The following is a 21,938-nucleotide window of genomic DNA, read 5'->3' as shown; positions in this document are numbered from 1 at the left end:
ATGAGTGTCACATCCCGCATTGCGGAATAAGGCTTACGTCAATTCCACCCCGGCGACTCCTGAGGAGCCAATTCCAAGAGCGATCAGATCTGCGCGCGGGCACGCGCGATCCATCCGCGAGCAGGACATCAATCCGGCCGTCGAAATAGCGTTCGGAGTTGATCGCAGCTCCAAGCTCCATCACCTGCGCCGCGGCACGCGCCGCATGCATCACGCCCGCACCGCGCTTCGGAAGGCCGCCACGAGGGCATCGAGCGCCGCGCGCGCCCGGCCATCCCTCACCCGCGTGTGCAGCACGACCGGCAGCCGGGGCAGCTCCGGCAATCCGAGCCTTGCGCCGACATCGACCGCGCCCGATGGCAGCATGCGCGGCGCGAGTGCGGCAACGCCGAGCCCGGCCGTGACGGCCGCGACGACCGCCGCAACGCCGCCGCCGACGAAGATTTCGGCCCAGGACACGCCGGCCGCATCGAGATGCTGCGCGGCCATCGCGCGCACGCCGCACGGCTCGGCCATGGTCGCGACCGGCAACGGCTCGCCCGCGCGCGGCTCCCAATCCGGGCCAGCGAACCAGCCGAACTTCTCCTCGGCCACGAGGTCGCCATCGCTGCGTCCGGCATGCAGGCGGACGATCACCGCCTCGAGCTCGCGCCGGTCGTAGCTCTGCAGCAGGTCGGCCGACGATCCGATGCGGATCTCGACCACGAGATGCGGATCATGGTCGTTCATGCGCGCGATCAGCGCCGGCAGCTCCGGCCCGGCGACATGGTCGCTGATGCCGATGATCAGACGCTGCCGCACGCCGGCGAACACCGCGAGCGCGCGGTCGTGCGCTGCCAGCAGCTGACGGGCAGGATCGAGGAAGACCCTGCCTCGCTCCGAGAGCTGCACATGACGCGGCGTGCGCTCGATCAGCCGGCACCCCAGCCTGTTCTCGAGCCGCCGCAGCTTCAGGCTGATCGCGGCCTGGGTCGTCTGCATCGCCTCGGCGGCACGGGTGAAGCTGCCGAGCTCGGCGATACGGACGAAGGCCTGGACCTCGTCCAGGTCGAGCGGGTGTTCGGTCATTTCCAGCCATTATGACTGATATCTCGATCCCCAGCATACCCGAACCGCACCGCCGCATCTAACCTCTCAGCCGACATCACGGATGAAAGGACCAGGGATGCCGCTGCTTCACATCTCGCTGCGCGCGGGCAAGCCGGAGGCCTACCGGCAGGCGATCTTCGACAGCCTCTACCGGGCGATGCGCGAGGCGCTCGACGTGCCGGAGGACGATCAGTTCATGACCATCACCGAGCACGATCCTTCCAACTTCCGCTATGGCAACGCCTTCGGCATCAACCGCAGCGACGATCTCGTCTACATCCAGATCACCGTCTTCAACACCCGCACGCGAGAGCAGAAGAAGGCGCTGTTCCGACGCATCGCCGACCTGCTCGGGGACAGCCCCGGCATCAGGCCGGAGGACCTGTTCATGACCATCCTCGACGCCGCCAAGGAGAACTGGTCGGTCGGCCACGGCCTCGCGCAATTTGCGTGAGGCGATCGGCGGCGAGCGGCTCGCCTGGAAGCACGATGTCTGCGCGCGTCATTGCGAGCGCAGCGACGCAATCCAGAATCCTTCGGAGAGACAGTTTGGAATGCTTCGCTGCGCTCGCAATGACAAGGAGAGAGCGCGTCGTACGTCCTAGCGAGGCTGCGCATCTTGAATGAAGGCATTCCACTCATCGCGAACGACGCCCCGAAGCAGACCAGGAGGGATCGTGCCCACGTTTGCTGGCCCAAGATAACTGGGCGGTGGGCCGCATGTCTCGATGAAGAAGTTGACGGCGTCGCCTGCTGTCTTAACCCCAGCGGCTTTGGCCGTTGGTGCATGCGTGCGGACGCAGGCTTTGAGGTTTGAGACCACTTGACGTAATTTGTCGTTCTCGGCCCGTGCGGACACTGACAGCGCAACTGCAACAAGCAGCAATGCAATTGCCGTTCTCAAAGCATCGATCCCATGAAATCCAACCCACCAGAATTGCATCGGCAATTGCGGTTCAAGTTTGTAAACACCAGTTGCGCGCCGGCTGGCGGGTCAGCCAGCTTCGGGTCAGAAACTGCCTTGTCGTGTCACTGTCGGCTTGCTTACAGTTGAACCTCGATAGCGTAAACTTCCGCCGCGGACCGAAAGGCCCGAGATGGATCAGAACTGCCCTTGGTCTCCGGGTGAAGTCGAGGCATGATCCGGCTGTGAGGAACGCGTCGGACCTGCACTTGTCCTTGTGGAAACAGGCGCTCGGCGCCGTGCCGGATCATGTCTGGGATCGGACGAACCTGCAATCGCTCGTGCTGGCCGACAATCGCCTGGTGGAGATCTCGGACAGGGTCGGCGAGCTACGCGCCCTGAGAACGCTGGACCTGGGCCACAACCTGTTACGGCAGGTTCCGGCTGCGCTAGGCGAACTCGTCGGCCTGAGCGACTTCCTGTACTTGCACGACAATGCGCTGAAAGAGCTTCCATCGTCGTTGGGGCGACTTACCCGGTTGCGCTACCTCAACATCAGCGCAAACGAATTCGAGAGACTGCCCGACGCGGTTACCGAGATGTCAGGACTTCTCGAACTTCGCGTGACCGACAATCGCCTGACGACTCTGCCGACGACCATTTCCAAATTGACGCGGCTGCGTGAGCTGCATCTCAGGAACAATAGCTTGACCCATTTGCCGGAAGATATCGGTTCAATGGTGGAGCTGCGGCAGATCGACTTGAGAGGGAACCCTGTCGCCGCCTTGCCGGAAGCGCTGCTCAAGCTTCCACGTCTCGAAAAGCTTGATCTGCGCTGGGTGACGACGATTTCACGCCCGAACTGGTTCGCTGAGCTCGAAGAACGAGGTTGCGCGATTTACCTGTAACGCTTGCGTTTGCAACGTGCACTCTGGTCACAAGCTGCCGTCTCGAACGCCTGAGCGCCATGGCCGTTGTACCGCAGACAGCCGCCGACTTGCTGCGCCGCGCAGGTCAGAGCGATGGGGTCGAATTCGGTCGTGACCTCCTGTTCGTTGATTTGCCCGACGAGCAGCGTCCCTGCCTTTCATGCAACGAAATCGGTCTCCGCCGCCTCCCGATCGGCGCTCGCCGGAACGGCGCGTTTCGTCAGCGACTTCAATATCATCGCTCATTTCAAGAGCTTCGCGCAAAAATAAACTACTTCCGAAAATCAGCAAATTATGTCTATGCTCCCTTCGTTCCGGTCCGGATGAGGGGCGTACGCGTCGTCACGAAACGTTGGGCCGGCAATGCGGTGGACGTGAGGGCATCAGCGCGCTTCATGCGCGGACGAATGATGCGCTTGCGGACGTGAAGTCGCGTGGTCCTGACACCCCGAAGCTGGTGTCCCCGCGGCGGCGAGCGAGAAGCGCGTCGTCGCGCACGGTGGCCAACAAGCCCGGTGCACCGAGGAGATCGCGTATAAGCGTTAAAACCGCCGCGCAGGGAATGCCGGATGAATCGGCTTTGCCTGTGGTACCTGCCGCCTGCATTTTTTTCGCAGGCGGGCCATGGGTGAGGCCCTCACCCGGCATTCCCTGCGCCCTCATCACTATCGAGGGCGAATGCTTTCCGCATCCCCCGGGCGCGACCGCGCCACGGGACCGCATGTGCATGCCCGGCTGTTTGACTGGTTGGTAGATGAGATAAAGCTCGTAGCTGCGCCACTCCCGCGCGCCGCAGCGAGGACGTTGATGGGCAATCTGTCTTGGGCGGCGATCTCGGTCTCACCCTCCCCTGGAGGGTCGATCGCACGCGAAGCGGGCGAGAGGGGTGGGGTGAAGCCACGGATGCTGGTGCTGCCGGAGAGATCACCCCACCCCGCCTCACGTCTCGCTTCGCTCCCCGCGAGGCGACCCTCCCCCTCCAGGGGAGGATGACAGCCGGACTCGTTGTTCGGACCTACCCGTCCGTCTGGTCGTCGTGCTCGGCCTGCGACAGCTCGGCGAGGGCGAGGTCGCCGGAATCGGCCATGCGCGCCTTGGCGATGGTCCGGACATGCGCGGCCAGCGCCGGCATCCGCGCGATCAAGGCGTGGAAATCCTGCGCGTCGAGCACCAGCAGCCGGGTCTTGCGTGTCGCCGTCACGGTGCCCGAGCGCTTGGTCCGATGCAGCAGCGCGATCTCGCCGAAGAACGTGCCGTCGGCGAGCTTGACGCATTGCGTCGGCAGCTCGATCTCGACCTCGCCGGCAGTGATGAAATACATCGAGGAGGCGGCATCGCCGCGCCGCACCAGCACCTCGCCGGACTCGATCGTGCGCGCGCGCAGCAGCCGCATGATGTCGGCGATTTCGGACGCCGAGAGATGCGAGAACAGCGGCACCCGCGCCAGCATGCCCCAGGTCACGACGAAGTCGCGCCGCTTGATCTCCTCGGCGAACGCGGTCGAGATGATCGCGACCGGCAGCGCGATCATGGCAAAGCCCCAGATGATCGCGAACACCGTGATGATGCGGCCGAGCGGCGTCACCGGCACGACGTCGCCATAGCCGACGGTGCCGAGCGTCACGATCGCCCACCACATCGCATGCGGGATGGTGCCGAACTTGTCCGGCTGGACGTCGCGCTCGACCGCGTAGAGCAGCGAGGCGAACAGCAGCACCGCGCCGGCCAGGATCACGAGGCAGCCGATCAAGATGCGCCGCTCGGCCTGCACCGCCGACAGCAGCGAGCGCAGCGCCGGCGAATAGCGCACCAGCTTGAGGAACGGCAGCACGATGCACACCGCTTCCAGGCTGCGGTCGCCAAGCACGAGCGCAATCGCGGCCGGCACGAAGGACAGGAGGTCGACGACGCCGAGCGCGGAGAAGGCGTAAGCGAAGCGATCCTGGCGCGGCGACTGCCGCCGCGGCATGTGGCCGGCGACGCTCCAGAGACGGGCGACATACTCCGCGGCGAAGACGATCAGCGCGCCGATCTTGATCGCGCGCAGCAGTCCGCCAATGGCGGCCGCGATGTCCGGGTCCGATGCCAGCACCACCGCCAGCACGTCGAGCGTGATGACGAGCACGATGAACTGGACGACGCGCGAGCCGTGCGTGCTCGGCAGATGGTCGTGCTCGAGCAGCTCGTACAGCCGGTCGCGCAGATCGGGATCGCGAACGCTCTCGCCCGGCCCGAGCGGCGGCACGATCAGCTGGCCTTGCCGATCGCGCTCTCGATCGCGGCCAGCGCGGCCTCCGCCTTGCCGCCGTCGGGGCCGCCGGCCTGGGCCATGTCGGGACGGCCGCCGCCGCCCTTGCCGCCCAACGCCTCGGACGCGGCGCGCACGAGGTCGACCGCATTGAAACGCGCGGTGAGATCGGCGGTGACGCCGACCACGACGCCGGCCTTGCCGTCCTCGGTGACGCCGACGATCGCGGCGACGCCCGAGCCGAGCTGCTTCTTGGCCTCGTCGGCCAGCGACTTGAGATCCTTCATCTCGATGCCCGAGACGGCGCGGGCCATCAGCTTGATGCCGCCGACGTCGCGGATCCCGGCGGGAGCGCCGTTGCCGGGCTCCTGGCCGCCACCCATGGCGAGCTTCCTGCGCGCGTCCGACAGCTCACGCTCGAGCTTCTTGCGCTCCTCCATCAGCGCGGTGATGCGCGCCGGTACGTCCTCGACCGTGGTGCGCAGCTCGGCCGCGGCGGCCTTGGCGAGCGACAGATTATGGTTGGCATGCGCGCGCGCGCCGCGCGCCGTCAGCGCCTCGATGCGGCGGACGCCGGACGCCACCGCGCTCTCGGAGGTGACCGCGATCAGGCCGATGTCACCGGTGCGCCTGACATGGGTGCCGCCGCACAGCTCGACGGACCAGCCCATCGCGTTCGAGCCCTGCTCGCGCGCGGCGTCGCCCATCGAGACGACGCGGACCTCGTCGCCATATTTCTCGCCGAACAGCGCGCGGGCGCCGGCCTCGCGGGCATCGTCCAGCCCCATCAGGCGGGTGGTGACCTCGGCGTTCTCCAGCACGACGTCATTGGCGATGTCCTCGACGCGGGCGAGCTCTTCCGGAGAGATCGGCTTCGGATGGACGAAGTCGAAGCGCAGCCGGTCGGGCGAGACCAGCGAGCCGCGCTGGGCTATGTGGTCGCCGAGCACCTGGCGCAGCGCCTCGTGCAGGATGTGGGTCGCCGAATGGTTGGCGCGGATCGCCGAGCGCCTGCTGTGATCGACGTCGAGTTGCAGCGCGGAGCCGAGCTTGAGCGTACCCTGCTCTACCGTGCCGATATGCGCGAACAGGTCGCCGGCCTTCTTCTGGGTGTCGGTGATGCGGACGCGGACGCCGTCGCCGGTCATGAGGCCGGTGTCGCCGACCTGGCCGCCGGATTCGCCGTAGAACGGGGTCTGGTTGAGCACGATGACGCCGCTCTCGCCGGCCTTGAGGCTCTCGACCTCGGCGCCGTCCTTGACCAGCGCGGTCACTGCGCCTTCGGCGGTCTCGGTCTCATAGCCGAGGAACTCGGTGGCGCCGAGCTTCTCGCGCAGCGGGAACCAGACGGTCTCGGTCGCAGCCTCGCCGGAGCCGGCCCAGGCCGCGCGCGCCTTGGCGCGCTGGCGGTCCATGGCGTCGGTGAAGGAAGCCTGGTCGACGCTGATGCCGCGCGACTTCAGCGCGTCCTGGGTGAGATCGAGCGGGAAGCCGTAGGTGTCGTACAGCGTGAAGGCGACGTCGCCGTCGAACATGTCGCCCTTCTTCAGAGTGGCAGACTTCTCGTCGAGGATGGCCAGCCCGCGCTCCAGGGTCTTGCGGAAGCGGGTCTCTTCGAGCCGCAGCGTCTCCTTGATGAGCGCCTCGGCGCGGATCAGCTCCGGATAGGCCTGGCCCATCTCGCGGGAGAGCGTACCGACCAGCTTGTGCATCAAGGGCTCGCGGGCGCCGAGCAACTGGGCGTGGCGCATCGCGCGGCGCATGATCCGGCGCAGCACATAGCCGCGGCCTTCGTTCGACGGCAGCACGCCGTCGGAGATCAGGAACGACGAGGCGCGGAGATGGTCGGCGATGACGCGGAGCGACGCCTTCTGCGGGCCCTGCGGGTCGGCATTGGTGAGGTCGGCGATGGCGCGGATCAGGGCGACGAACAGGTCGATGTCGTAGTTGTCGTGCTTGCCCTGCAGCACCGCGGCAACGCGCTCCAGGCCCGCGCCGGTGTCGATCGACGGCTTCGGCAGCGGATTGCGGACCCCGCCCTCGAGCTGCTCATATTGCATGAACACGAGGTTCCAGATCTCGATGAAGCGGTCGCCATCGGCCTCCGGCGAGCCGGGCGGGCCGCCCCAGATCTTGTCGCCGTGGTCGTAGAAGATTTCCGAACACGGGCCGCACGGGCCGGTGTCGCCCATCTGCCAGAAATTGTCCGAGCCCGCGATCCGGATGATGCGGGATTCCGGCAGGCCGGCGATCTTCTTCCAGAGCCCGAACGCCTCGTCGTCGTCGATGTAGACGGTCGCGGTCAGCTTGTCCTTCGGCAGGCCGAACTCCTTGGTGACGAGCTTCCAGGCGAGCTCGATGGCGTTCTCCTTGAAATAGTCGCCGAACGAGAAGTTGCCGAGCATCTCGAAGAAGGTGTGGTGGCGGGCGGTGTAACCGACATTGTCGAGGTCGTTGTGCTTGCCGCCGGCGCGCACGCATTTCTGCGACGTGGTGGCGCGGTTGTAAGCGCGCTTCTCGACGCCGGTGAAGACGTTCTTGAACTGCACCATGCCGGCGTTCGTGAACATCAGGGTCGGGTCGTTGCGCGGCACGAGCGGCGAGGACGGCACGATCTCGTGGCCGTTCGCGGCGAAGAAGTTGAGGAAGGTCGACCTGATCTCGTTGACGCCGCTCATAGCAATCCAATCGAAGAAGTCCGGGAATTCGGCGGTGATGCTTTTAGACAAGGGGACTTCGCGTGTCCAGAAACTGTGCAGAAACATCATGGGCTTGCTGCACGGCTCCTAAAGCTGGTTGAAAGCCCGAGTGACGCGTTGACAGCCTGCGCGGGCTGGTGTTTGGTCCGGGACATAGACGACAGTCGCGTCGGGAGAGACCGGTCTTCTGAGGTTCTGGTTGAACTTCAAGGGTCGGCGCCGAAGGAGCAACCGCCCCGGAAACTCTCAGGCAAAAGGACCCTCGCGACTGCAACTGCATCTGGAAAGAGACGCTGGCCGGGCTTTGACCGGACCGCGTCCGCCGACGGGATAATACTCTCAGGCACAGCGACAGATGGGGCTTCGGTGGCGTTTTTCGGGACTGGTCCCGAGGAACCGCGCGAGGACCCCTGATCGATGGCTGAACCGGCTGCCCCCCTTTCTTTGAAGCGAACGCCGCTCCATGCGCTGCATGGCAGCCTTGGCGGCAAGATGGTGCCCTTCGCGGGCTATGAGATGCCGGTGCAGTACGCCCCCGGCGTGCTCAAGGAACACCTCCATACCCGCAGCGCGGCCGGACTTTTCGACGTGTCCCACATGGGCCAGGTCGCGCTGGTGCCGAAATCCGGCAAGGTCGCCGACGCCGGAGCCGCGCTCGAGCGGCTGGTGCCGCAGGACATCGTCGGCATCCCGGCAGGCCGGCAGCGCTATGCCCAATTCACCAACGCCGACGGCGGCATTCTCGACGACCTGATGGTGGCAAATTTCGGCGAGCACCTGCTGCTGGTGGTCAACGCCGCCTGCAAGGACGCCGACATCAAGCTGCTGCGCGACGGGCTGTCCGACGTTTGTGACGTGCAGCCGCTGACCGACCGCGCGCTGCTGGCGCTGCAGGGGCCGAAGGCCGCGAGCGTGCTGGCGAAATTCTACGCAGAGGCCGAGGGCATGCGGTTCATGGATGCGGGACCGCGCATGGTCGACGGGCTCCCCTGCTACGTCTCCCGCTCCGGCTATACCGGCGAGGACGGCTACGAGATCTCCGTTCCCGCCGCCAAGGCCGAGCAGCTCGCCGAAGCGCTGCTGTCCGACAACGACGTGCTGCCGATCGGGCTGGGCGCCCGCGACAGCCTGCGGCTCGAGGCCGGGCTCTGCCTCTACGGCCATGACATCGACACGACGACGACGCCGGTCGAGGCCGCGCTGGAATGGTCGGTGCAGAAGGTCCGCCGCACCGGCGGCGCGCGTGCTGGCGGCTTCCCCGGCGCCGACAGGATCCTGGTGCAGTTCGATGGCGGTGCGACACGCCGCCGCGTTGGCTTCAGGCCCGAGGGCCGCGCACCGGTGCGCGAGGGCGCGCCGCTGTTCGCGAGCGCCGACTCGGCCGAGCCGATCGGCCAGGTCACCTCCGGTGGCTTCGGACCGACGCTGAATGCGCCGGTCGCCATGGGCTACGTGCCGACCGCCCTCTCCGCAATCGACACCCGGCTGTTCGCCGATGTGCGCGGCCAGCGCCTACCGCTGCGCGTCGCCGCCATGCCCTTCGTTCCCAACACCTACAAGCGCTGAAGGACGTCCATGACCACGCTCTACACCTCCGACCATGAATGGCTCAGCGTCGATGGCGACACAGCCACCATCGGCATCACCGACTATGCGCAGGCCCAGCTCGGCGACGTCGTGTTCGTGGAGCTGCCGCAGGTCGGCCGCGCGCTGAAGAAGTCGGAAGCTGCCGCCGTGGTCGAGTCGGTCAAGGCCGCCTCCGACGTCTACGCGCCGATCAGCGGCGAGGTGGTCGAGGTCAACCAGGCGATCGCCGACGAGCCTGCGCTCGTCAACACCGACGCCGGCGGCAAGGCCTGGTTCTTCAAGCTCAAGATCGCCGACCGGGGCGAGCTCGGCGGCCTGATGGATGAGGCCGCCTACAAGGCGCATACGGCGTGAGACGTGCGGTGCGGCGATACTCACCACTGTCATCGCCCGGCTCGACCGGGCGATCCACTACGCCGCGCTCTCTCCGCCTGATCTCACCATCGATGTTTACTGGATGCCCCGCCGTCGCGGGGGCATGACGAGGCATAGAGGATTTGCTCATGACCACGCCGCTCAAGCCGCTCGATGATGCCGCCACCAGCTTCGCCCGCCGCCATATCGGTCCCTCGCCGCGCGACGTCGCGGCGATGCTGGAGACCGTCGGCGCCAAGAGCGTGGCGGAGCTGATGGCGCAGACGCTGCCCGGCACGATCCGGCAGACGGCGCCGCTCACCCTCGAGCCGGCGCTGAGCGAGCCCGAAGCGTTGTCGCATATGCGCGCACTGGCGGCGCGGAATCAGGTCTTCACCTCGCTGATCGGCCAAGGCTATTCCGGCACGCTGATGCCGGCGGTGATCCAGCGCAACATCCTGGAGAACCCGGCCTGGTACACGGCCTATACGCCCTATCAGCCGGAGATCAGCCAGGGCCGGCTGGAGGCGCTGTTCAACTTCCAGACCATGATCTGCGATCTCACCGGGCTCGACGTCGCCAATGCCTCGCTGCTGGACGAAGCCACGGCGGCGGCGGAGGCCATGGCGCTGGCCGAGCGGTCGGCACGGACCAAGACCAAGGCGTTCTTCGTCGATCAGGATGTCCACCCGCAGACGCTGGCGGTGCTGCGCACCCGCGCCGAGCCGCTCGGCTGGCAGCTGATCGTCGGCGACCCGGCCAAGGATCTGGACAGCGCCGAGGTGTTCGGCGGCCTGCTGCAATATCCGGATACGACGGGCGCGCTGCGCGATCCGCGCCCCGCGATCGCCCGGCTGCACGACAAGGGCGCGCTCGCGATCCTCGCTGCCGACCTGCTGGCGCTGACATTGATCGCCTCGCCGGGCGAGCTCGGTGCCGACATCGCGATCGGCTCGGCGCAGCGCTTCGGCGTGCCGATGGGCTATGGCGGACCGCATGCCGCCTACATGGCGGTACGCGATGCGCTGAAGCGGTCGCTGCCCGGCCGCATCGTCGGCCTGTCCGTCGATTCGCGCGGTGCCCCCGCCTATCGGCTGGCGCTGCAGACCCGCGAACAGCACATCCGCCGCGAGAAGGCGACCTCGAACATCTGCACGGCGCAGGTGCTGCTGGCGGTGATTGCTGCGATGTACGCGGTCTATCATGGCCCCGACGGGCTGAAGGCGATCGCCCGCACCGCGCATCGACGGACCGCGGTGCTGGCTGCAGGGCTGCGCAAGCTCGGCTTTGCGCCGGAAAGCGAGACCTTCTTCGACACGGTCACCGTCGAGGCCGGCGCCAAGTCCGATTCGATCATCGCCCGCGCGGAAGGCGAGCGGATCAATCTCGGCCGCGACGGCAGCAGGCTGCGGATCGCGCTAGACGAGACCACGACGGCCGATGTCGTCGAAGCCGTCTGGCGCGCATTCGGCGGCGACCTCTCCTACACGGCGATCGAGGCGGAAGCGCGCGAGGCGCTGCCGGCCGAGCTCAAGCGGCAGCGGCCGTACCTGACCCATCCGGTGTTCCACGCGCATCGCTCCGAGACCGAGATGCTGCGCTACCTGCGCAAGCTCGCGGACCGCGACCTCGCGCTCGATCGTGCGATGATCCCGCTCGGCTCCTGCACGATGAAGCTGAACGCGACCACCGAGATGATCTCGCTGACCTGGCCGGAATTCGCCAGCCTGCACCCGTTCGTGCCGCGCGCGCAGGCCGCCGGCTATCACACGATGTTCGCCGATCTGACCGACTGGCTGTGCCGGATCTCCGGCTATGATGCCGTGTCGCTGCAGCCGAACTCGGGCGCGCAGGGCGAATATGCCGGCCTCCTGGCGATCCGCGGCTACTACGCCGCCCGCGGCGAGGGCCATCGCACCATCTGCCTGATACCTTCCTCCGCCCACGGCACCAACCCGGCCTCGGCGCACATGGCCGGCATGGAGGTGGTCGTGGTCGGCTGCGATGCAGGCGGCAATGTCGATCTGGCCGATCTCAAGGCCAAGGCGGAAGCGCATAGCGCCAAGCTCGCCGCCATCATGATCACCTATCCCTCGACGCATGGCGTGTTCGAGGAGCACATCCGCGACATCTGCGACATCGTCCATGCCCACGGCGGACAGGTCTATCTCGACGGCGCCAACCTCAATGCGCAGGTCGGCCTCTCCAGACCCGGAGATTACGGCGCCGATGTCAGCCATTTCAACCTGCACAAGACGTTCTGCATTCCGCATGGCGGCGGCGGCCCGGGCATGGGGCCGATCGGCGTGAAGGCGCATCTGGCGCCCTTCCTGCCCGGTCACCCTGCGACCGATGGCGCGAGCGCGCATCCGATCGGGCCGGTCTCGGCGGCGCCGTATGGCTCCGCCTCGATCCTGACCATCTCCTACATCTACATGCTGCTGATGGGCGGCGACGGCCTGACCCGCGCCACCGAGATCGCGATCCTCAATGCCAACTACGTCGCGGCGCGGCTCGATGCGCATTTTCCGGTGCTCTACCGCAACGAGCGCGGCCGCGTCGCGCATGAATGCATCATCGATCCGCGGCCGCTCAAGCAGAGCAGCGGCGTCACCGTCGACGACATCGCCAAGCGGCTGATCGACTACGGCTTCCATGCGCCGACCATGAGCTTCCCGGTGGCGGGCACCTTGATGATCGAGCCGACGGAATCGGAGTCCAAGGCGGAGCTCGACCGCTTCTGCGACGCTATGATCGCGATCCGCCAGGAGATCGCCGAGGTCGAGCAGGGCCGCTTCGGAATCGAGGCCTCGCCGCTCCGCCACGCGCCGCACACGGTGCATGACATCGCCGACGACGATTGGAACAGGGCCTACCGGCGCAGCGAGGGCTGCTTCCCCGCGGGCACCTCGCGCACCGACAAGTACTGGTGCCCGGTCGGCCGCGTCGACAACGTCTACGGCGACCGCAATCTGGTGTGCTCATGCCCGCCGGTGGCCGACTACGCCCAGGCGGCGGAGTAAGCCTCCTCACGCATGCTCCAAGGGATCGGGCGCCACGGCTCGCGACAATCAATGACGTGAGGCGTGCCATGATCCGGAGCGATGAGCACCGCATGCCAACGCCAGAGATTGGCGTTGATCAATTCGGTGCCGCCCCACCAGCGCCAGATCGGATTATGGCTGCTGAAATCCTCCTCGCCGGCGAGGATTGCCTTGCCGAGCGGTGTCAGCGACAGCGTGCTGGCCCTGTAGCGCTCGAGGCGTTCACGGCTGTCGTGCATCTCGACCGAGAATGGCGTTTCGGCGAGGCCCGAAATTGCAGGCACCGGCGCGAGCGCCAGACCGTCGAGCAACGTGCCTCCTTCCCAATAGTCATAGACGCGCCGTTGAAAGCGATCCCGATGATGCGGCAACAGGTCGAATGGGTGCTGATAGCCGGCTGACAGCAATTCGAGGATTCTCAGCTCCGATGCTCCAAGGCCCGTCGCAACACCGGGAAGCTCATCGAGCATCTCCTGCACGCAGCGGCGAAGCTGCGGCAGTGCACTGAGATCCTGCTTCAACAGATCGAACCAGGCTTGCGGCGTCGGCGCCCGAAACGCCCGCCATGCCAGATGACCCAGGTCGAGATGCTCACGTGCGAGCTCGACGCCGGCAATGGTCCGACCGGCGAGTCGCCCGGCCGGGGCATCGAATAGCGGTACATCGACATGCCGCAATACGATCTTCGTCGCGATCTCCGCGTGATGGCGCAGATAATCCAAGAGCCAGATCAGCACCAACTGGTCGTTCGGACGGGTCCCCATCCACAGCTCGACGCTATCGCAGCGGTCGACAAGTTCGAGAAAACTGTGACTCCGCCCGCCGGCCGCCATGACGTCGCTACGCGAGGCGAAATCCAACCAATGCCCCCTCTTCCGTCGCGTGGTGCGCTGGACGAGATACGCCGATAATTCGGCATCGGATGGCAGCGGTCCCCACACGAAACGATGGAGAATTGGCACCACCAGGTCGGCAAAGCCGCCCCTCCGAAGCGCTCCGGCGCTTGGATCATCGGCCGCTAGAATCAAACGCGTCATGCTGTTGGCTCCGGCACGGCCCGATTGGCTCAAGGCGCTATCAACATATTCGCGATCGGCTCCCGGCGCCCAGGATCGGCGTCGGAAATCCCGGTGCCGCCGCGCGGATCCGGTCCGCTCGTCCGCGCACGCGCTTTCAGTTATTCGCGTTGAAGATCGTATCCGGCGCTCAGAAACGCCCACTCGCTGCATTCGGGAATGCAGCAGCCGCAGATTTCGGCAGAGCACCACACATCTGCAAACGGGCGCTGGAACGTCGGCAACTCAACGTCCACGGCGCCCGCCGCCGCCGTACCCCTACTCTTCCGCCGGCTCCTCACCGTCGGCGTCGCGCTCGGCATTGCCGGCCAGGATCTGCTCGGCGATCAGGCCGGAGTTCTGGCGGATCGCGGCTTCGATCTTGGCAGTCATGTCCGGATTGGCCTTGAGGAACGATTTCGAATTCTCGCGTCCCTGCCCGAGACGCTGGCTATCGTAGGAGAACCAGGCGCCGGACTTCTCGACGATGCCGGCCTTGACGCCGAGATCGAGGATCTCGCCCATCTTGGACACGCCCTCGCCATACATGATGTCGAACTCGACCTGCTTGAACGGCGGCGCCAGCTTGTTCTTCACCACCTTGACGCGGGTGGTGTTGCCGATCACCTCATCGCGCTCCTTGATCGCGCCGATGCGACGGATGTCGAGGCGCACCGAGGCATAGAACTTCAGCGCGTTGCCGCCCGTGGTGGTTTCCGGCGAGCCATACATCACACCGATCTTCATGCGGATCTGGTTGATGAAGATCACCATGGTGTGGGATTTGTTGATGGAAGCGGTCAGCTTGCGCAGCGCCTGGCTCATCAGGCGGGCCTGCAGGCCGGGCAGCGACTCGCCCATCTCACCCTCGAGCTCGGCCTTGGGCACCAGCGCCGCGACGGAGTCGACGACCAGCACGTCGACCGCCCCCGAACGCACCAGCGTGTCGCAGATTTCCAGCGCCTGCTCACCCGTATCCGGCTGCGAGATCAGCAGCTCGTCGATGTTGACGCCCAGCTTGCGCGCATAGACCGGATCGAGCGCGTGCTCGGCATCGATGAAGGCGCAGATGCCGCCCTTCTTCTGCGCCTCGGCCACCGTGTGCAACGCCAAGGTGGTCTTGCCCGATGATTCCGGCCCGTAGATCTCGACCACCCGCCCTTTTGGCAGCCCGCCGATCCCCAACGCGATGTCGAGCCCGAGCGAGCCGGTCGACACCGTCTCGACATCCATCGAACGGTCGTTCTTGCCCAGCTTCATCACCGAACCCTTGCCGAACTGACGTTCGATCTGGGACAGCGCAGCAGAGAGCGCCTTACTCTTATCCATTGAGGAACCTTCGACGATACGCAGGGCGGTGGCGGACATTGGCGCTCCTTATGGCGGGGATTCGCGAGATGGACAAACGGTTAACGAGGTCGGCCAGCAATCTTGAGGTGAATGTACTCCATCCGTTCTTTGTTCGCAATATGTTCTTCTCAAGAATCATCGCTCTCAGCCCCCCTGACAACCGCGGGGGACACGCCTGCCACTCGAGGGCCGGCGCGCAGTCCACCGAGCAGCAGCGAGGGAGCGCTGCCCGATCAGCGCGCCCAGAAGCGAAGTACGGGGTGCTGGATGACGGCGACCGCGAAAGGATCCTGATCCGGCTGGAGGCGGAAGCCATGTGCGCGAGCGGCGCAGCCGCCGACCGGCGATCGCGCGGATGATGACCAGCCTGTCCGAGCGCTCCAACCTCGCTTCCCACGCCTGCGGCAGACGTCGACTCAATTATAAGTTGTTAGTATCGTCCCGGCCGTGCCCTATCATCCTGCTGGTCCTTCTCTGCGGGCATCGCACACCGCTTCCAATTTTCGGGACCAGCATGACCGGATCCAACAAGGAACAGACCCTCACGTTGTGGCGCCCCGTCGGCCCAAAGGAGCTTGCCTTGATCGAGGCGTCGGGCATGCGTGCGTTTCCGCCGCGCCTTCCGGAGCAGCCGATCTTCTACCCGGTGCTGACCGAGGACTATGCCGTGAAGATCGCACGGGACTGGAACGTGCCGGCGAGCGGCCGCGGCCATGTGCTGCGCTTCGCGATCCTGCGAGGCTTCATCGACAACTACGAGGTGCGTGAGGCCGGCGGCCGCGAGCATCTCGAGTACTGGATTCCCAGCGAAGACCTCGCCGACTTCAACGCCGCGATCGTTGGACCGATCGTGCTCGTCAGGTCTTTCCCTTGAAACTACCAAACTCCTACACGCGTGCGTAGATCGCACATTCCGGGGTTCTCCTGACAGGAACGAAGTTCCCTCGCCTCTTCTGCTTTTGTTCGGCTCATCGTGCGTGCAGGCGCACCGTTTCGATGCAGATGCGCATGCAATGCTCGGCCGCGCGCAAGCTGTGTCCGGCCATGACGTTCCGCAACAGAAGCGTCCGCGGATCTGCCGCGGCTATCTGGATCGGAATGGCACCCAGCGTCCCGACCGAAGCAATGGCCGGCGCGCGAACAGCTCGACGGCCGCCATATGACGGAGCGACAGATGAAACGGCGAACCCCAGGACGCTGTCTCGTGCCATGCCAGAGGGAGCCACGAGGGCCGTTCGCGCAGCCCCCTATGACCGGGCGAATGAGTGGGCCGAATGGAAGCCGGCGTGATCCGCATCACGCAGCACGCGGCGCTCACGACATCTTCAAGCCACAAACCATTGTCATAAACTTTGGGTTGCGTTATAGAATCGTGGTTGTCGTACGTCTGAGCAAATTTTTGATCAGCCCCGGATTTGTTTGTTCGTTGCGATGATGTGGCCGCACATTGTCAGTGGTGTATCGCCTTTGGTGTATCGCCGTGGTGTGTGCCGTCGACCGATCCCTTGCAGCCTGCCAGCTACAACATTTGCAGGCTCCGTCACCCGTAGGCGCCCGGCCCTGAAACCATCCGCGCCGAAAGAAAGCCCCGGACGACGTCCGGGGCTTTCGACGTTGATAGCTCCGCTCGGGATGCATCCCCCCGTCATTGTCGTGATGTCGAGGAACGGATCGCTTGCGTTGCGCTTCATATTGGCGATGACAAGAGATGACGTGACGTGCCCGTCCTGCAGGGCCGGCCTTCAAAGGATCGAGCTTCACTCGCAGCAAGGCGCCGCGGGAGAGAGGCGTTGTCCGGCTTGCGATGAACTCTTGGAAATGGTCGACGGCGCGACGCAGATCGCCTACCGACTGACAGTCGTGCCGGAACGGATCTTCGATCACAGCTAGGCGCGCGTCCCACGGCGATTGATCGAGATGGCAACCTTGATCTGACGCAAGGCGCGCCTACAAGTTTCGCACTAATCTAACTACGTCATTGCCGAACTGCCCTCGCTGGGAAGCTACGACGTTGACGCCGAGCCTCGGACCGCGGCGGTCCGAGGCTCATTCTCCGAGGCTCATTCGTTGGCCCGCAATCCGTCCGATTGCGCCGCACATCCCCAACGGCAATCAGCTCAACCAAGCGGACAGCGCGACCGACCGTATTTTACCGGAATTGATCCGAGGGGGTTTTGCGCTTCCATTTGCGATGCGTACATCAAACCCAGCGGCCTGGGGCGGTCAGGGCTCACCGGTTTTGGCAATGCCGCTCTATTTCTTTCGTATCCGTAACGGCCACTTCTCAGGCGCGTCCGAGTATGGGACCGAGTGCGCCGACCGCAACGCAGCCTGGAAAGAGATGACCACCGTCTGTGCCGACATGGCCAGCAGCATCTCGCGCAAGCTCGCCGAAAACTCCGAATGGCAGATGGAGCTGCTCGACGAGGCACGGCAGCCGGTCTTCCGCATCCGGATCGTCGCCGAGTCGCTGGATCAGGCCTGACGGCTCGCCACACCTCTTGTAGATCGTCACCGACGAGAACCACAACCGAAGCCTGTGGCCGGCGAGGTGACTGCGCGTCATTTCGCCAGCCGAGCTTGATCCAGATCAAAATGCCTGTCTGCATCCTGGCAGACATTTAAATTTGTATGGGTAATCTGATCTTCAAATGTCCGCGAACGGGGATGAACGTGCAGCATTGGCTGGAAGAGCCGAAGCCCGGCGATCCCGCGTACGCCTATGAAACCGTGGTCTGCAAGGCCTGCACGCGGCTTCATTTCATCAATCGCGACACGCGCAAGCTTCTCGGCGAGAAGGAATGAGGCGCCAGCCGGAATGATTCAATCGGCGCTGGGAAGCCGCCGCATCGTGAACTCGATGGCCCCATCGGGAAGCTCGCGCCAGCTTTCGACGGCGCTCATGTAGCCGGCCTTGGGATAGCGGGTCAGATAATCGCGGGCCTTGGCGCGCGCTTGCTCGCGCGGCAGCGTGAACGTGTCACGAACGTAGCCGTCGCGAACCGGGCCCGCGCTCTTCTTCTGGCGCCGGGCCGCCATCCGGCTGGCCATGTCTCGAGGACGCATCCCCATCGACGAACTCCAACGCGCTGCCACACCGTCAATATAGACGGGGCAGCGAGGAATCCGAGTCCGCAATCGGGCAAGCGGGCCCGGGAGGGTCAGAGCCCGCCCGACCCGAACGCGATAAATCTCAGTTGGTGCTGCCGACAGCCTTCGGCTTCTTGGCCGCGGTGGTCTTCATGGCAGGCGCCGCCTTGGGCTGCTCCGCCGCCCGGACGTTGCCCCAGGGATCGGCGCTCGTCTTGGCGTCCGGAATCTTGCGCATGGTGTCCTTGTAGGCCTGCTCCCGCGCCGCTTCGGCCTCTTTCTCCTCGGGCGACTTGGAGGGACCGTCGGCGAGAAGGTTGATGTTGGGCATCTGCGCCATTGCGGGAACCGCCCAGCCGGCCAGCACGGCGACCGCCATCGTCACGATCAGCTTCTTCATTGGTTACTCCCCGGTATAGGCGCCTTATACCATCGCTTCGCCATGCGCCAAGCCCGCGGCACTGTGCCGGAACGGTGGACCGCAGGTCGGGATGTTCACGGCCGCATCGTCTGCGCGCACCTGCCGTCTGTGCCACGGTGTGCCCTCATCATAGTTTTCCAACTCCGGCCTTTTCAAGCCGCCGCTCTGCGGCAACATTCCGGCGGCTCCGCCGATCGCGGCGAGGCAAGTCGATGCCAAGACAAATCGATGATACGATCATGGAAGGACCTCCGCGCGTGCCGAACGAGACCCTGAACTTCACCACCGACGACGCGAGGCGCATCCTCGATGACGTGTTCGCGCCCTGGATCAAGGATCTTGGCTTGATCGTCGAGGACATCGCGCCGTCTCCGCAGGGCGAAGCCGGCGCCATCCTGCGCATGCCGTTCTCGCCGCGGCTCTGCCGCGACAATGGCGTCGTCTGCGGCCAGGCGCTGATGGCTTTTGCCGATACCGCGATGGTGATCGGGATGGTCGCCGCGAGCGGCGGCTACCGGCCGATGACCACTGTCGACCAGACCACGCATTTCATGCGCGCCGTTGCCTCCGCTGACGTGCTGGCGGATGCGCGCGTGGTGCGGATGGGCCGCACCATGAGCTTCGGGCGGGTCACACTGACCAGCGCCAGCGATGGCAAGCCGGTGGCCATGGTGTCGAGCGCCTTCGCGATGCTCTGATCTGCGGCCTCTCTGATCCGCGGCCCGGCGGGGGGGTTAACGAAACATGAAGGCGACGGCCCGGGCTTCGCAGGCCGGATTCATCTGATCGAAACGCGAGACTGATTTATTTTAGGTGCTTTTGACGCGAAAGGTGACGCCATTCGGCACCGGGTTACAGGCCATGAGCGAGACGAGTGACAAGCGCATTGCACCGAGGCATCGGGTGCTGAAGCAGGGCAGGCTGGCATTCGACGGCGGCGGCGCGGTCGATTGCATGGTCCGCAACATGTCCGACACTGGCGCCAGGGTCGAGGTGGTCAGCCCGGTCGGTCTGCCCGAAGCCTTCACGCTGGTGATCCCGGCCGACAAGTTCACGCGGCGCTGCCACGCAGTCTGGAGCCACGACAAGCGGATCGGCGTGGCATTCGACTGATAGCGGCGCGGCGGGCTAGACCCGCCGCAGGCGCCATCGCCACAACGTCACCAACAGACCGACCAGCACCCCGACCGCGAGCAGGACGCCAGCGGCGAACCGTCCGCCCGGACGATCAATCGTCCGTGACCACAGCGAGGGCCCTTCGCCATCGCGCGCCAGCCGAAACGCCACGACGCTGTCGCCGAGCGATGTGCCCGCCTCCGAATGGCCGCCCGCTGCGATCACCACGAATTGCTCGCCCTTCCATTCATAGGTCGTCGGATTGGCGACGCCCGGCGCCGGCAACCGGCCCTGCCAGAGCTCCTGACCTGAGACAGCGTCGAAGGCGCGCAGATAGGCGTCCATCGCGCCGGTGAAGACGAGGCCGCCGCCCGTGACCACGACGCCGTTGACGAGCGGCGTGCCCCACTTGAACGCCAGCCCGAGCGGCGCGCGATCTTCGGTGGTGCCGACCGTCGAGCGCCACAGGATCCTGCCGGCCTTGAGATCGACCGCGACCATTTCGCCCCATGGCGGCCGGTTGCACAACAGGCCGAGCTTGGACATGGCGACCACCCGCGTCACCGCGAACGGTGACCCGCGCTGCAATCCGAAATCGACACCGCGCGGCGGCGTCATCCGGTCAGCTTCGGCGCGCGGGATCAGCCTGACGATGTGGATGGCGCGGCTGATATTGGCGTAGAGGATCTGGTGCACGGGATCGAACGCCACGCCGCCCCAGTTCACGCCGCCTCCGGTCATTGGAAACAGCAACGCGCCCCGGGTCGTCGGTGGCGTGTAGAGACCATCATTGCGCAATGCCGCGAGCTGATCGTCACAGGAGGAATCGACGACGCGCGGCACGGCCCTGAAGACCTCTGCCATTTCGAAGTGCTGATTCAGCAGCGGCGGCACATGGGTCGGGAACGGCTGCGTCGGCGACAGAACCTCACCTTCGACGGCGCCCTGCGGCACCGCGCGCTCCTCCACCGGCCAGATCGGCGCGCCGGTGTCGCGGTCGAGCACGAACACGAAACCCTGCTTGGTCGGCTGCATCACGACGTCACGTGCACCCTGCCCGGTCTCGATCCGCGCCAGGGTCGGCTGCGCCGGCAGATCGTAGTCCCAGACGTCGTGATGCGTGGTCTGAAACGACCAGGCCAGTGCGCCGCTCTCGATCCGCAGAGCGACCACGGAATCGGCGTGCCTGTTGTCACCCGGACGCGCACCGCCAAAGAAATCCGGACTGGGCGAGGATGTCGGAAGGAACACGAGGCCGCGCACCTCGTCGACCGACATCGGCGCCCAGACGTTCGCATGTCTCGCCGCGATGCCGTCATGGATCAGCGGATCGAAACGCCAGCGCAGCTCGCCGGTGCGCGCATCGAAGCCGTGGACCGTGCCTTCGGGCGCATCGACCCGCACATTGTCGCCGATCGATGAGCCGACCACCACGACACCCCTGCTCGCCACCGGCGCCGAGGTGATCTGGAATTCGCCCGGCCACAGCAGGTCCTTGGCGATGTCGATCCGCACTTCACCGTCCGCTCCGAAGCCGGCGCAGGGCTGCCCTGTCCGGGCATCGAGGGCGATCAGGCGGGCATCGACCGTGCCCATGAACAACCTGCTGCGGCACGCCACGCCGGCCGGCGCCCGCTCGTCCACCCAATAGGCAACGCCGCGGCAGGCATAGCGATTGGCCGGGCGCCGTCCGTTGCCGACCTTGGGATCGAAACGCCAGCGCTGAACGCCGGTGCCGGGATCGAGCGCCACCACCTCGTTGAACGGCGTGCAGAACACCAGGCTGTCCTCGACCAGGATCGGCGTCGCCTCGAACTTGGTCCGCAAGGCGGCCGCGGGCGGCCGGCTCTGCAGATCCCCGGTGTGATAGTCCCAGGCAGGCACGAGCCGATCGACATTGGAAGGCGTGATCTGCGCCAGTGGAGAGAACCGCGTCCCACCGGCATCGCCGCCCCAGTGCTGCCAGGAGACGGCCGGCACCACCATCAGTTGGCTCCAGATGACGACCGCGCAAACACCCGCTCGACGCAATGACATGGACCTCTTCCTCCC

General features: G+C 65.7%; 19 protein-coding genes and 1 riboswitch. Of the genes, 11 read left to right on the top strand and 8 right to left on the bottom strand.

The window, feature by feature from the left end; genetic code table 11:
- Window positions 1-210 precede the first annotated feature (210 nt).
- Window positions 211-1,068, bottom strand: a complete 858-nt coding sequence (locus QX124_RS22780; protein ID WP_315716073.1) for a LysR family transcriptional regulator — start codon at window positions 1,066-1,068, stop codon at window positions 211-213.
- 97 nt (window positions 1,069-1,165) lie between these two features.
- On the opposite strand from QX124_RS22780, the gene QX124_RS22775 reads away from it, so the two are divergent.
- From QX124_RS22775 to QX124_RS22765, 3 genes are all read left to right on the top strand, one after another.
- Window positions 1,166-1,543, top strand: a complete 378-nt coding sequence (locus QX124_RS22775; RefSeq protein WP_315798343.1) for a tautomerase family protein — start codon at window positions 1,166-1,168, stop codon at window positions 1,541-1,543.
- Window positions 1,544-2,262: 719 nt separating this feature from the next.
- Entirely contained in the window at window positions 2,263-2,901 is a 639-nt protein-coding gene (locus tag QX124_RS22770) for a leucine-rich repeat domain-containing protein (RefSeq protein WP_315798342.1), read from the top strand.
- Window positions 2,902-2,960: 59 nt separating this feature from the next.
- Complete coding sequence (locus QX124_RS22765) at window positions 2,961-3,350, top strand: hypothetical protein (RefSeq protein ID WP_315798341.1); 390 nt, start codon at window positions 2,961-2,963, stop codon at window positions 3,348-3,350.
- 587 nt (window positions 3,351-3,937) lie between these two features.
- Here QX124_RS22765 and QX124_RS22760 read toward each other — a convergent pair.
- Window positions 3,938-5,167 carry a cyclic nucleotide-gated ion channel gene (locus QX124_RS22760; RefSeq protein WP_315739936.1) on the bottom strand — a complete coding sequence of 410 codons (1,230 nt, stop codon included), beginning with the start codon at window positions 5,165-5,167 and terminating at the stop codon, window positions 3,938-3,940.
- A 2-nt stretch (window positions 5,168-5,169) separates the two neighbouring features.
- Entirely contained in the window at window positions 5,170-7,848 is a 2,679-nt protein-coding gene (gene alaS / locus QX124_RS22755; protein WP_315798395.1) for an alanine--tRNA ligase, read from the bottom strand.
- 181 nt (window positions 7,849-8,029) lie between these two features.
- Window positions 8,030-8,141, top strand: a riboswitch (glycine riboswitch).
- 145 nt (window positions 8,142-8,286) lie between these two features.
- Here alaS and gcvT point away from each other — a divergent pair.
- From gcvT to gcvP, 3 genes are all read left to right on the top strand, one after another.
- A complete protein-coding gene (gcvT, locus tag QX124_RS22750; protein WP_315798340.1) occupies window positions 8,287-9,435 on the top strand; it encodes a glycine cleavage system aminomethyltransferase GcvT in 1,149 nt (382 codons plus the stop codon).
- 9 nt (window positions 9,436-9,444) lie between these two features.
- A complete protein-coding gene (gene gcvH / locus QX124_RS22745) occupies window positions 9,445-9,810 on the top strand; it encodes a glycine cleavage system protein GcvH (protein WP_315786738.1) in 366 nt (121 codons plus the stop codon).
- A gap of 149 nt (window positions 9,811-9,959) precedes the next feature.
- Window positions 9,960-12,833: an aminomethyl-transferring glycine dehydrogenase gene (gcvP, locus tag QX124_RS22740; RefSeq protein WP_315798339.1), complete on the top strand. Its 2,874-nt coding sequence runs from the start codon at window positions 9,960-9,962 to the stop codon at window positions 12,831-12,833.
- Here gcvP and QX124_RS22735 read toward each other — a convergent pair.
- Together QX124_RS22735 and recA are read right to left on the bottom strand one after the other, a co-directional pair.
- Entirely contained in the window at window positions 12,812-13,891 is a 1,080-nt protein-coding gene (locus QX124_RS22735) for a DUF1835 domain-containing protein (RefSeq protein ID WP_315798338.1), read from the bottom strand. The two genes, gcvP and QX124_RS22735, sit on opposite strands and share 22 nt — an antisense overlap.
- A 297-nt stretch (window positions 13,892-14,188) precedes the next feature.
- Entirely contained in the window at window positions 14,189-15,277 is a 1,089-nt protein-coding gene (gene recA, locus QX124_RS22730; protein ID WP_315739908.1) for a recombinase RecA, read from the bottom strand.
- Window positions 15,278-15,839: 562 nt separating this feature from the next.
- Between recA and QX124_RS22725 the strand changes: the two genes are divergently transcribed.
- From QX124_RS22725 to QX124_RS22715, 3 genes are all read left to right on the top strand, one after another.
- Window positions 15,840-16,133, top strand: a complete 294-nt coding sequence (locus QX124_RS22725; RefSeq protein ID WP_315777640.1) for a hypothetical protein — start codon at window positions 15,840-15,842, stop codon at window positions 16,131-16,133.
- A 1,371-nt stretch (window positions 16,134-17,504) separates the two neighbouring features.
- A complete protein-coding gene (locus QX124_RS22720) occupies window positions 17,505-17,744 on the top strand; it encodes a DUF6894 family protein (RefSeq protein WP_012045383.1) in 240 nt (79 codons plus the stop codon).
- Window positions 17,745-17,926: 182 nt separating this feature from the next.
- Window positions 17,927-18,064 (top strand): hypothetical protein, encoded by a 138-nt coding sequence (locus QX124_RS22715; protein ID WP_315739909.1) that lies wholly within the window; start codon window positions 17,927-17,929, stop codon window positions 18,062-18,064.
- 18 nt (window positions 18,065-18,082) lie between these two features.
- Here QX124_RS22715 and QX124_RS22710 read toward each other — a convergent pair whose 3' ends face one another.
- On the bottom strand, window positions 18,083-18,331 hold the full coding sequence (locus QX124_RS22710) for a hypothetical protein (protein ID WP_315798337.1): 249 nt from the start codon (window positions 18,329-18,331) through the stop codon (window positions 18,083-18,085).
- Between the two features lie 121 nt (window positions 18,332-18,452).
- Entirely contained in the window at window positions 18,453-18,749 is a 297-nt protein-coding gene (locus QX124_RS22705; protein WP_315739911.1) for a hypothetical protein, read from the bottom strand.
- Between the two features lie 260 nt (window positions 18,750-19,009).
- Between QX124_RS22705 and QX124_RS22700 the strand changes: the two genes are divergently transcribed.
- Both QX124_RS22700 and QX124_RS22695 read left to right on the top strand, forming a co-directional pair.
- Entirely contained in the window at window positions 19,010-19,468 is a 459-nt protein-coding gene (locus tag QX124_RS22700; RefSeq protein WP_315798336.1) for a PaaI family thioesterase, read from the top strand.
- Window positions 19,469-19,631: 163 nt separating this feature from the next.
- A complete protein-coding gene (locus QX124_RS22695) occupies window positions 19,632-19,883 on the top strand; it encodes a PilZ domain-containing protein (RefSeq protein WP_315716061.1) in 252 nt (83 codons plus the stop codon).
- 15 nt (window positions 19,884-19,898) lie between these two features.
- On the opposite strand, the gene QX124_RS22690 is transcribed toward QX124_RS22695, so the two are convergent.
- The gene (locus QX124_RS22690) at window positions 19,899-21,872 is read right to left on the bottom strand and encodes a pyrroloquinoline quinone-dependent dehydrogenase (RefSeq protein ID WP_409997738.1); all 1,974 of its coding nucleotides are present in this window, start codon (window positions 21,870-21,872) and stop codon (window positions 19,899-19,901) included.
- Window positions 21,873-21,938 lie beyond the last annotated feature (66 nt).

Source organism: Bradyrhizobium sp. SZCCHNRI3043, from assembly GCF_032377735.1.
Taxonomy (GTDB): domain Bacteria; phylum Pseudomonadota; class Alphaproteobacteria; order Rhizobiales; family Xanthobacteraceae; genus Bradyrhizobium.
This window is presented reverse-complemented; position numbering and strand designations above follow the sequence as displayed.